A 12,323-nucleotide genomic window follows, 5' to 3' on the forward strand; every position below is an offset into this window, starting at 1 on the left:
ACATCTGAGGTGGATGCCAACAGTACTTAATACAACATAATTTTTTGAGCCACTCCCAACTATCCTAGTACATCAACTGGTTAGGTGAGAGCGGCTGGTTATTTTTTTAAACAATAATTCTCGCTGTAGGGCTGAGGCAAAATCGACGAGGTAAAACAACAATGTCTTATAAATTTGAAGAGGGTAAAGATGTATTAATTGAAGCCATTGTAGATAGGATTAGAAGCTCTATGGTTGGTGAGCAAACCGAGTTTTGCGCCGAATTTGCGAAACAGCTCTATGGTACTGTAGCTATGGAAGATCTGAGTGCATGGACTGTCGACGATCTTTATGGCGCTGTAGTAAATTTTTGGTCATTGATTAATGAGCGGGCACCACATGAGACGAAAATTAGAATCTATAATCCAGATTATGAGCGTCATGGATGGCAAACCACGCATACCGTAATTGAAGTAATTTGTGATGATATGCCATTTTTGGTTGATTCAATCCGTTTAGTAATTCATAGAATGGGATTATCTTCTCATCTAACTATCCATATGGGCGGCATTCGCGTTAAAAGAGACAAAAATAATCGAGTTTGTGAGATCTTACCCCGCAATCAAATGTTAGATGAAAAAGAAGTGATCCACGAGGCACCTATATTTCTTGAAATTGATCGACAAACAGATCCTAAGATTCTTGAAGAGCTGCACCAAGGATGTGAACGAGCCCTTGAAGATAATCGAGTTGTTTATGAAGATTGGGAAAAAATGCGAGCTGAAGTTCGAGAAGCAATTTCAGAAATTGATAAAGTATCTTCTGTGCTTGATTTGGATGAGGTGGAAGAGACCAAGGCATTTTTACATTGGATTGAAGACCATCATTTCACTTTTCTAGGGATGAGGGATTATGAATTAGTAGAAAAAGGTAAAGAGACAGTGTTACAAGCTGTTCCTAAAACTGGGTTAGGACTTCTACGTGAAAGCGTTACTAAATCAATGGCACGTAGCATTTCTGCAATGACACCCGAGGCGCGTGAGTTCACCTTATCTCCGCGTATTTTAGTTACGTCAAAAACAAATACCTTAGCAAGCGTTCATCGGGATGCTTACACTGACTATATAGGAATTAAGCGATTTAATGCTCAAGGAAATGTGATTGGTGAAAGAAGAATTATTGGCCTTTATACTTCTGCAGCCTATCATACTAACCCCAAACAAATTCCATTTTTGAGACGTAAGGTAGCGCTCATTATGGAAAATTCTAAATTGAATCCACGAAGTCATGCGGGTAAGGTTTTGCTAAACATTCTTGAAACGTTGCCACGAGATGATTTGATTCAAGGAACAGAAGACGAGCTTCTGGAAATTGCAATGGGTATTTTTTACATGCAAGATAGAAAACGTATTCGATTATTCGCACGTGTTGATGTTTATCACCGCTTCGTCTCCTGTTTGGTATATGTTCCTAAGGATAGAATTAATACTGAGTTAAGAATGGCAATGAAGAAAATTCTTGATGACAGTTTTAACTCGATTGAGACCACATATTCAACTCAATTTACCGAGTCTGTTCTGGCGCGTGTCCATTTTATCATTAAAATTAACCCTAATTTGCCCTTTGAATACGATTTAAAAGAAATTGAAAAGAAATTGATTGATGCAGGACGCTCTTGGACAGATGATTTACAAACTCATTTATACGAGGCTTATGGAGAGGAGCAGGCAAATAGTCTCTATGCTCGTTATAAAAATGCATTTCCTCTTGCTTATAGTGATACGTTTCCAGCAAGAACAGCGGTCTATGATATTAAACATATTGAATTACTCACACCGGAACAGCCGTTAGGTATTAATTTTTATAAGCCATTGGATGAATCAGAAAACAGTTTTAGACTAAAAGTATATCAACATGATACCACTATTCCTTTATCTGATGTTTTGCCTATATTGGAAAAGTTGGGTTTACGTGCGATTAGTGAACGTCCTTACCCATTAAAATTTGAGGATGGCAAGGTAGCGTGGATTAATGAATTTGCCATGCAATACAATAAACCAATTGAGTTTGATCTGGATGAAATTAAAGAATTATTCCAAAATGCGTTTGCCAAGGTTTGGTTTGGACAAGCTGAGAATGATGGATTTAATCAGCTCGTTTTAGCAGCAGGACTTAATTGGCGGGAAGTTGCTGTTTTACGTACTTATGCTAAGTACTTTAAGCAAATTGGTATTACTTTTAGCCAAGACTATATGGAAACGGCATTAAATAATAATGTTGCTATCGCTAAAAAGTTAGTGAGACTCTTTGAAATTCGTTGTAATCCTGCTCATGATCCTAATCGAGAAGATCGCTTTACTGATTTATCCATTGAAATATTAGCTGATCTGGATACCGTATCCAATCTTGACGAAGATAAAATAATTAGACAGTACATCCATGCGATTAGCGCCACTTTACGCACTAATTTTTACCAGGTAAATACCGATGGCCATCATAAGCCTTATATTTCGCTTAAGTTAAACAGTAAGATTATTCCAGGTGTGCCAAAACCACATCCTATGTTTGAAATCTTTGTTTATTCTCCACGTTTTGAAGGGGTGCATTTACGTTGTGGTAAGGTGGCTCGTGGTGGTTTACGTTGGTCTGATCGCAGAGAAGATTTCCGAACCGAAATACTTGGTTTGATGAAGGCACAACAAGTAAAAAATTCTGTCATCGTACCTAGCGGCGCTAAAGGTGGTTTTGTACCTAAGCTGTTGCCAGTAAATGGTACACGTGAAGAAATAATGGCTGAAGGAATAGGCTGTTATCAATTATTTATTCGAGGGCTTTTGGATATTACTGATAATTATGTTGAAGGCAAGGTTGTCAAGCCTGAGAATGTTATCTGTTATGATGAAGATGATCCTTATCTTGTGGTTGCTGCTGATAAAGGTACCGCAACTTTCTCTGATCTAGCTAATGCCATTTCATTAGAATATGGTTTTTGGTTAGGTGACGCTTTTGCATCAGGTGGCTCAATAGGTTATGACCATAAGAAAATGGGAATTACTGCCAAAGGAGCCTGGGAATCAGTGAAACGTCATTTCTATGAATTGAATATAGACATAGAAAATAATGATTTTACTGTTGTTGGCATTGGAGATATGGCTGGAGATGTCTTCGGTAATGGTATGTTGTTATCAAAACACATCAAATTAGTCGGTGCCTTTAACCATATTCATATTTTTATCGATCCCAATCCTGATGCTGAGGCCAGTTTTAAAGAACGTGAGCGTTTGTTTCATTTACCTCGATCAAACTGGACAGATTACGATAAAAAGCTAATTTCCAAAGGAGGTGGTGTATTTAATCGTAATGCTAAATCAATTCCTGTGAGTAAGGAAATGCAAGCGGTTTTTGGAATTAAGCAAAATGAAATTGAGCCAAATGAGTTAATCAAAGCGATTTTGAAAGCGAAGGTTGACTTACTTTGGAGTGCAGGAATTGGAACTTATGTTAAAGCCAGCACTGAATCAAATGCGAATGTTGGTGATCGAACCAACGATGCAACACGGGTTAACGCAAAACAATTACGATGTAAAGTTGTGGGTGAGGGCGGTAACTTGGGTTTAACCCAACTGGCACGAGTTGAATACTCACTCAATGGCGGAATGGTCTATACCGATTTCATTGACAACTCAGGTGGCGTTAATTGCTCTGATAAAGAAGTGAATATTAAGATTCTACTTAATGGTATTGTTGCAGTGGGTGATTTGACTCCAAAACAACGCAATGAACTGTTAGTTGAGATGACCGATGAAGTTAGTAAACTGGTACTTCGTGACAATTTCTTACAAACACGGGCAATTAGCTTATCTGCATCACAGCCTCTACAAGCATTGGATTTGCAAAGTCGTTATATCAGCGAATTAGAGCGTACAGGAAAAATCGATCGAAATCTGGAGTATTTACCTGATGAAAAGGTCATCTTAGAACGTAAGTTGATGGGTAAAGGTTTGATGCGTCCTGATATTGCTGTATTAATGTGTTACAGCAAAACCATTCTGAAGGAGCAAATTTTGGCTTCCGGCGTTCCTGAAGAAAGTTACATGACGCAATTTTTAATTAGTTCGTTTCCTAAGCCATTGCAAGAACGATTTAGCAAGCAAATGCAATCGCATCCGCTAAGAAGAGAAATTATTGCAACCCGATTAAGCAATATTATAGTGAACGAAATGGGCTTTACTTACGTTTACAGATTGCAGGATGAAACAGGTGCACCAGTTTCAGCAATTGTAAGAGCTTATATGATTACTCGCTCAGTGCTTAATTTAGAATCTGTTTGGAAACAAATCGAGGAATTGGGTAACAAGGTCAGCGCTAAAAAACAAGTAGAAATGATGATGCTCTATTCGAGATTAGCGCGACGTATTACACGCTGGTTCTTACGTAGTCAACGTCGATCTGTTGACATTTCTGAAGTTGTAAAACTTTATGCACAAGGGGTTGTTGAACTGAAGATGTCGGCACCAGCTGTCTTAAATGAGGAGCGGCGAGCACGATATGAAGAGCATAAACAAGAGCTCATTGATGAAGGTATTCCTCCAACTCTAGCTCACGAGTTAACTGTTACACGAGGCTTGTTTGCCGCAACAGACATTATAGATATCGCTCACAAGAAAAATATGAAAGTAGCTCAGGTTGCTGAAATTTATTTTGGAATTGGTGAGTTCCTGGATCTTGCTTGGATAAGAAAACAAATTATTATGCATCCAAGTGAGAATCATTGGGAGTCATTATCTCGTGAAGCTTTGCGAGATGATCTGGATTGGCAACAACGCCAACTTACAGCAGGCTTGATCAACTACGATGGAGATAATCCTGATTTCCAAGCACGCCTTGCTTCTTGGGGAGAATCTCACCGTGCTTTAATTCAGCGTTGGCGCTATATTTTGGCTGATCTGAAAGCAAGTACAGTACTCAACTATACTATGTTTTTTGTTGCAATCAGGGAATTGCTGGATTTAACTCAAACTACTTTGCAATCCTATGCTTTAGCAGAGCAAGAAGCATAAATAGAACTTTAGCCTGGCTGCTTCAGCCAGGAACATTAGTTATTACCACTCTTACCAGGAGCAGGTTGGGCCTTGGCCCGACCTACTTTTTTTAGCAAGCAACTAGGCTAAGCTAATGGAAGGGACTTGACGTCTGTCAATTCTATTGATTGATGGCATCCCTCAAGAAATACAGTTCGATCCGCCTCTTTTAGTATACTTACTGCGACTAAATAATGATCCAGTCCAAGAATAGAAAAATCAACCAATTCACCGAGTTCTGTTCCTTCAGGTTGATTTAGTATTTTTTGTCCAGAATAGATTTTTTGTTCAGTTTTAATTTCACAAATTTTCATTTGATGTTTTAAAGTTGCTTTATAATGCATTCGAGCAATAATTTCTTGTCCCTTATAGCAACCTTTATTGAAACTAATGTAGGGAGTTTGTTGTAAATCAAGTCGATGAGGTAAAAATAGACCTCGAGATTCAGGATATATTTCTATTTGTTTTTGATAGAGCCTTAGAGTGTGCCAGGTTAAAGAACCAAGAAACTGCTCTTTGTTCACAAAGCGTTGCTGTATCTCTTGTGCATTTTCGGCTAAGGTCAACAAAATATAGAAGCCATTACCTAAATGATAAAAACAAGAATGAGCATTATAGGTTTGCGAATAAGGTGTGCTTGGGAAAAAATCCGAGTCAGGAATAATATCCTTTTGATTTTGTAAATAAAATCCAAAAATTTTAAAACACTTGCTTGTCTTGAGCGAAACACGAGAAAGTAGAGCATATTTATTTAATGAATTGATTGTTGCTTCTTCTAGATCGGCAGGAAGGATTAACTTAATTCCTTGCCAATCGATAATATCCATTAAAGCAAGAATTCGTCCTTTAAGATTGCACTGAGCCCCTTGAATCATTTGTATATCGGATACGGACTGCACGTCGCATGTGAGTTGTCCTTGAAGAAAATCAATGGCTTTATCCCCGATAACATCAACAACCCCAATATAGGATAAATCAAATAAATAATTGAGTTGAGGCAAAAGTATTAATTCCTTTTCCAAATCTTTAAAAGTGGTTAATGTTCTACTATTAACCGGGTGTGTAAATATATTACTCATTGTGATTAACCTGAAAATAACGGTTAGTTTTAATAACTAATAACCGACTGATTGAAATGTTGATGAGTTTAGCTGATTTTTTAAACTCGCCATAGGGGCTGTTTATAATTCTACTCTGTTAGGCAAAATGGCGAATTGTAAAAGACTCTCGTAGTATCAGGTTAATGATTGCTGTTTATAAAGCCAGTAGTGTATCATTTGCTCGTAAGCTGATTCATAAGAGATATATCATGTTGGATACCAAAGAAAAAGCAAGACTAGAATGGCACTGCCGTCGAGGTATGCTGGAATTGGATCTTATTTTACAACGTTTTCTTGAACAAAAACTTGATGTTTTGTCTCCACAAGAACTCGATGCGTTCAATTCATTATTAAGCTGTACTGACCCAGAGCTATTTGCTTGGCTGATGGGACATGAAGAGCCTCAAGATAAAGAGCTAAAAAAAATTGTTACTATTATCCGAACTAGTAATTGAACCAGTAAAGTCAAAGACTTACTTGCGTTTAACTTTAGTCATTTATCTTATTACGGCTGCTTTAATCCTTTATTCCTCTATTTATCCATTTATCAAAGCAATTTTGCTTGGTTTTATTATTGTTTTAATAAAAATAGATTGGGCTATTCAAAGTCCATGTACCTCAATAAAAAAATTACAATTTATAGGCAACGAATGGATTTTGGAGCCTTATAGGGGTAACAAAAATACTTATGCTCAGGCCACCATCCTTATTCACAATCCTTTTTTTATGCTCATTGAATTTAAAAGCAATAGACAAAAAAAATGTATTGTTCTATTTAACGACCAAATTACAAACAATCAATTACGTTTGTTACATCTTAAAACACATCAAAAATAGTATATAATTATACATATGGCATAAATAATAGTCATTCATTGATATAATGGAATTATGAGGAAGTAATGAATAAAGAAGCTTCTTATAGTGATGAGGACTTAATTAATTTAGCAAGACAGGGGAACATGGAAGCTTATAATCTGTTGTTGTCACGTTATAATAATAAAATACAGCAAATTATTCACTTACATATTCAAGATCGAGCGAATGTTAGTGATTTGGCGCAAGAAGTATTAATTAAAGTTTATCGCTACTTACATTATTTTAAAGAGAAAAGCCAATTTTCTACCTGGTTGTATCGTATTACTCAAAATACAATCAAAAATCATTATCGTACTGCCAATTTACGTATGGATATGGAAGCTGAATATGCAGACAATTACAATCCATCAGTACAATTATCACCTGAATATTTATTAATTAATATTGAGTTTGGTGAGCAATTGGAATCCATTCTTTCTACTCTATCTGAAGAGTTACGTCTTTGTTATGGAATGCACATCCTTGATGGTCAATCTTATGAGGACATTGCAAAAAAAATGGATTGTCCTATTGGAACAGTGCGATCTCGTATTTTTAGAGCTCGAAAAATAGTCATGGCATCAATAGATCAATTGTAGTCATTTTTTTCTTTTCACGATTATGATATAAAACAAGTGCTTACTTACTACTCAATTTAACTGTTTTCCTTTTAAAATTAAGGGATGAATTATGTCTAAACTAGAAGAGCGCTTGGAACTATGTAACAAAAAAATAGATGCATTATTTCATGGATTGAAATTAAGTGCAGAAATTGAAAATGAATTGGAAACAATTAAATATTATTACTACGCATTGTATAAGGCAGCAAATTTTGAGGAAGATGAAGAAGAATGCATAAACATTTACGAGCTTTTGGTTACAGGACTTGAAGAGATAAAAAGTGGCGTCTCAAAACCTGATGAGGTATTAAAGACTGTAGAAGAAATAAAGTCTCTTAGAAAAAAAGGCGTTGTTCTCGAGAATATTTGTAATGCGATAGAGCTATTATTCTGGGCTGGGTCAGCGTGTACCTTTTTCTCATATAGCATTTTAATGGCGGCACCGCTAGCAGCTGCTAATCCTTTCTTTGCTCTTGCTGTAATAGCAATTGCTAGTTTGGCTGCAATTTACTCAGTGGTAAACCTTCTTAATTGCATTGATGAATTTAAATCGTGTGCCCCAATTGAGAAGGAGTATAATCGAGAAAAAAATTTAATCTCGTTTTTTAAACCTGCTTTAACATCCTCTGAAAGATCCTCTCAAGAATCTGATGAATTAACCTACCCAACTGAGAGCCTCTATCCTCAAGTCATAAACATGAGCACCAACTAATTTAGAACATATGTATTTTAAAGTAAGTCCCGAATGTAGGTACCACCTCATTTGGGACTATTTATTATTGATCCTCGGTTATTGCTGTCTGTTCATGTTTACCAAAATTCTTAATTTTCGCTTTATAAATTCAACAAATAAGCTGCGATAAAAAAAACATATGATAAAATACCCTAATTCGTTTGAACTCTTAAATAAGAACTTATGCTGGAAAGTGACCGCTTAATCAGTACTCAAGGTATCTCCTCAGAAGAGGCGATTGATCGTGCTATCAGACCCTTGAGTCTTAGTGAGTACATAGGGCAGGATGCAGTGAGCTCTCAAATGCAGATTTTTATTGATGCAGCTAAAAAACGAAAAGATGCTTTGGATCATGTTCTAATATTTGGTCCTCCTGGTCTGGGTAAAACGACTCTAGCCAATATCATTGCTCACGAAATGGGTGTTAATTTGCGACAAACCTCTGGACCGGTAATTGAACGTGCAGGTGATATCGCAGCAATTCTTACTAATTTACAAACAAATGATGTTCTATTCATCGATGAAATTCATCGACTTAGTCCGGTCATTGAGGAAATACTCTATCCGGCAATGGAAGATTATAAATTGGATATCATGATCGGGGAGGGACCTGCCGCACGGTCTATCAAACTCGAATTACCACCGTTCACTCTCATTGGTGCGACAACACGAGCTGGCTTACTTACTTCTCCACTGAGAGATAGATTTGGTATTGTACAACGTCTGGAATATTATTCTGTTGATTCATTAACACAGATTGTTGCACGTTCAGCGCAATTACTTAATGTAAAAACGAAACATGAAGGAGCAAGAGAAATCGCATTGCGTTCAAGAGGAACCCCACGTATTGCGAATCGATTGCTTCGTCGTGTTAGAGATTATGCCGAAGTTAAGGGAAGTGGGGTCATTAGCCTTGATACTGCACAAAAAGCATTGGAAATGTTGGATGTGGACAAGCATGGTTTTGATCTCATGGATAGAAAATTACTTTTAGCTGTGATTGAGCAATTTAATGGGGGTCCTGTAGGTATTGATAGTATTGCGGCAGCAATCGGCGAAGAAAAAGGCACAATTGAAGATGTTTTAGAGCCATTTTTAATACAACAAGGATTCCTTATGCGCACGCCAAGAGGTAGAATAGCCACGCCAAAGGCCTATCAGCATTTTGGTATAACCACAATAGAGCAGGATTAATTTTATGGATGCCGCAACCACGTATCAACATGTCTTTCGAGTGTATGCTGAAGACGTAGACTACATGGGCATTGTGTATCATGCGAATTATCTTTGTTATTTTGAGCGAGCTCGAACAGAGATGTTACGACAAAATAATTTGATCCTCTCTGATTTGATGAAGCAAGATACTCTTTTTGCGATATATGATGTACATATTCGTTATAAAGCACCAGCACGTTTGGATGATTTACTAACAGTTAACACTCAAGTAAAGCAATTAGGCGCTTGTAGTTTTTTATTTGAGCAAGGCATGCAAAATCAACAAGGAAAAGTAATTTGTGACGCTAAAATTCAAGTGGTATGCGTGAATAGTAGTTTGAAACCAAAACGATTTCCACTTGAATAAAAGAATTATCGTAGCTTAAGTGAGGGGTAATCCTTGGTGCAGTGCGTCATCGTCATTAAGTTAAGCAGAATCCCCTCTCCCTAGAAGGGAGAAGGAGCCCATTAGGGCGGATGAGAGTATTCATTTGGCTACCAGCCCCTCTCTCACAAGTGTGAGAGAGGACTCTCCTTAACTTACTGGCGATGTCGTCGTACTACACCCAACCTACGATGAAGAGATAAGATCTTGGTACTGGAGATAATATAGATGGGTAATCAAGCAAATGTATTAATGTATTTTATGCAAGCAGGTTTAGTTGTTAAATCAGTCATGATTTTATTAACTGCTGCATCCATTACTTCCTGGACATTAATATTTCAGCGCGCCTGGTTTTTTAACCGGAAAAAGCAGTTTACAGAGGCTTTTAGCCGAAGATTTTGGGACAGTGGTGACTTAAGCAGACTTTATGCTGATATTGACAGTAATTTAGATGAGCGACATGGCATGGCAGCTATTTTTCATGCTGGTTTTAAAGAGTTTGTACGCGCCAGAAAGCAGGGTAATGTAATCATTGAACCGATACAACGAGTCATGCAAATTACTCATGCAAAAGAAGCAGAGAAGTTGGAAAAACATTTACCCTTTTTTGCTTCTGTAGGTTCTATTGCACCTTATGTAGGACTATTTGGTACTGTTTGGGGTATAATGACATCCTTCCAAGCATTGGGACATGCCCAACAGGCTACGATTGCTATGGTGGCTCCAGGTATCTCCGAAGCACTGGTGGCTACCGCTTTAGGCTTATTTACAGCAATACCAGCGGTTATAGCATACAACCGATATACAACGCGTGCTAATGACTTATTAAATCGATTTGATTTATTTCAGGAAGAATTAATATCGCTTATAGAACAACAAAACAGTGACACTGTAAGAGGGTAGAATTTGAAATGATCCGAGCAAAAACCAAACGTGAGCGCCCCATATCAGAAATTAATGTCGTACCCTATATCGATGTGATGTTAGTATTACTTGTTATTTTTATGATTACAGCGCCGATGCTGAGTCAGGGGGTTACTGTTGATCTTCCGAAAGCTGCAAGTCAGACTTTGGCTCCTACAGATAGAGAACCTATTATTGTTTCCGTAAATCAGCAAGGTACTTATTTCCTTAACATCAGCAGTACACCTGCTGAACCTATAGAGTCACAAGCATTGGTGGTTCGCGTTGCAGCGGAATTGGAGTTAGCAAAGCAATCCAATCAAAAGCTGAATGTACTGGTTAAGGGAGACCAGGGAGTTGCATATGGAAAAGTTGTTCAGGCCATGGCACTACTCAAGCAAGCGGGCGCAGAACAAGTAGGATTGCTGACTGATTCAGAAGCAGAAAAAGCAGAGGGGCAAGCATGATAAGCAATCCCAGTTATCGCAAGGCCTTTTTTGCCGCGCTTGGATTACATCTTTTTTTAATCGTGATGTTGTTGACTGACAATTCAAGTCAACGGCCTGTTTTAACTGCAGAAACTAAGAATACTCCAGGAATAGAACAGCCCATCGCAGTGACGCCACAAACTGAGGTAGTGAAAGCTGTTAGTGTTGATAATAAACAAGTCATGGAAACAGTGAATCGTTTAAAGCAGGAACGTGAGCAACAAAAACGAGCTGAAATCAATCGACAAAATGAACTTAAACGACAAGCAGAAGCAGCAAGACAGCAACGAATAAAGGAACAACAACAAATCGCACGACTTAAGGAAGAGGCCAATAAAATAGCGATTGCACGGAAAAAGCAGGTAGAGGAAGAAAAAAAACGATTAAAAAAACTTGCCGAACAAAAAGCATTGGAGGCAAAGCGTGTTGAAGAGTTAAAAAAACAAAAAGAGGAATTGGTAAAACAACAGCAACTGGAAGCTAAAAAGCTCGACGAACTGAATAAGAAAAAGTTGGCAGAGAAAACTAAAGCAGAAAAAGAGAAAGCAGAAAAGGAAAAAGCTGAGCTGGCAAAAAAAGCAGAAATGGAGCGCAAAAAAGCAGCAGCTGATGCAGCTGCAAAACAAGCACAAGCAGCTCAAAATGCTGAAAGACAAGCACGTATCGCTGGTGAAGTTGACAAATATAAGGCTCTGATTGTAAATGCCATAGGAAGAAATTGGATATTGCCTGAAAATGTGGACAGCAGCCTATCCAGTCAATTCAGAATACGTCTTGCTCCTGATGGTATGGTGTTGGAGGTTACTTTAACCCGAAGCAGCGGTGATCCGTTACTTGACCGATCAGCACAAACAGCGATTTATAAGGCTTCGCCGTTACCTGTACCTGCGGATGCAGAAACATTCAATCTGTTTCGCGATATAAGTTTAACCGTTCGACCAGAACAAGTGAGGGGGTAAAA

At 37.8% G+C, this 12,323-nt stretch carries 11 protein-coding genes; 10 read left to right on the forward strand and 1 reads right to left on the reverse strand.

The genetic code is table 11. The features are described 5' to 3' along the window. Nucleotides 1-161 precede the first annotated feature (161 nt). Nucleotides 162-5,039 (forward strand): NAD-glutamate dehydrogenase, encoded by a 4,878-nt coding sequence (locus EL022_RS10315; RefSeq protein WP_028380663.1) that lies wholly within the window; start codon nt 162-164, stop codon nt 5,037-5,039. 107 nt (nt 5,040-5,146) lie between these two features. On the opposite strand, the gene ygfZ is transcribed toward EL022_RS10315, so the two are convergent. Then, on the reverse strand, nt 5,147-6,139 hold the full coding sequence (gene ygfZ / locus EL022_RS10320) for a CAF17-like 4Fe-4S cluster assembly/insertion protein YgfZ (protein WP_028380662.1): 993 nt from the start codon (nt 6,137-6,139) through the stop codon (nt 5,147-5,149). 230 nt (nt 6,140-6,369) lie between these two features. Here ygfZ and EL022_RS10325 point away from each other — a divergent pair, with 230 nt between their 5' ends. From EL022_RS10325 to tolA, 9 genes are all read left to right on the forward strand, one after another. Further along, nucleotides 6,370-6,615 carry an FAD assembly factor SdhE gene (locus EL022_RS10325; protein WP_028380661.1) on the forward strand — a complete coding sequence of 82 codons (246 nt, stop codon included), beginning with the start codon at nt 6,370-6,372 and terminating at the stop codon, nt 6,613-6,615. Next, nucleotides 6,587-6,997 (forward strand): hypothetical protein, encoded by a 411-nt coding sequence (locus EL022_RS10330; RefSeq protein ID WP_028380660.1) that lies wholly within the window; start codon nt 6,587-6,589, stop codon nt 6,995-6,997. Before EL022_RS10325 ends, EL022_RS10330 begins: the two co-directional genes overlap by 29 nt. 65 nt (nt 6,998-7,062) lie before the next feature. Further along, on the forward strand, nt 7,063-7,617 hold the full coding sequence (locus EL022_RS10335) for a sigma-70 family RNA polymerase sigma factor (RefSeq protein ID WP_028380659.1): 555 nt from the start codon (nt 7,063-7,065) through the stop codon (nt 7,615-7,617). A 91-nt stretch (nt 7,618-7,708) separates the two neighbouring features. Continuing rightward, on the forward strand, nt 7,709-8,350 hold the full coding sequence (locus tag EL022_RS10340) for a DUF5638 domain-containing protein (RefSeq protein WP_237761281.1): 642 nt from the start codon (nt 7,709-7,711) through the stop codon (nt 8,348-8,350). 204 nt (nt 8,351-8,554) lie between these two features. Then, nucleotides 8,555-9,565, forward strand: a complete 1,011-nt coding sequence (gene ruvB / locus EL022_RS10345) for a Holliday junction branch migration DNA helicase RuvB (protein ID WP_028380657.1) — start codon at nt 8,555-8,557, stop codon at nt 9,563-9,565. A gap of 4 nt (nt 9,566-9,569) precedes the next feature. Continuing rightward, nucleotides 9,570-9,953, forward strand: coding sequence for a YbgC/FadM family acyl-CoA thioesterase (locus tag EL022_RS10350; protein WP_028380656.1), 384 nt, complete (start codon nt 9,570-9,572; stop codon nt 9,951-9,953). 246 nt (nt 9,954-10,199) lie between these two features. Continuing rightward, the gene (gene tolQ / locus EL022_RS10355) at nt 10,200-10,874 is read left to right on the forward strand and encodes a protein TolQ (protein WP_028380655.1); all 675 of its coding nucleotides are present in this window, start codon (nt 10,200-10,202) and stop codon (nt 10,872-10,874) included. A gap of 8 nt (nt 10,875-10,882) precedes the next feature. Further along, nucleotides 10,883-11,341: a protein TolR gene (gene tolR / locus EL022_RS10360; protein ID WP_028380654.1), complete on the forward strand. Its 459-nt coding sequence runs from the start codon at nt 10,883-10,885 to the stop codon at nt 11,339-11,341. Beyond that, nucleotides 11,338-12,321, forward strand: coding sequence for a cell envelope integrity protein TolA (gene tolA / locus EL022_RS10365; protein ID WP_028380653.1), 984 nt, complete (start codon nt 11,338-11,340; stop codon nt 12,319-12,321). The genes tolR and tolA overlap by 4 nt, the downstream gene beginning before the upstream one ends. Nucleotides 12,322-12,323 lie beyond the last annotated feature (2 nt).

This window comes from Legionella cherrii, assembly GCF_900635815.1.
GTDB classification, from domain to species: Bacteria; Pseudomonadota; Gammaproteobacteria; order Legionellales; family Legionellaceae; genus Legionella; species Legionella cherrii.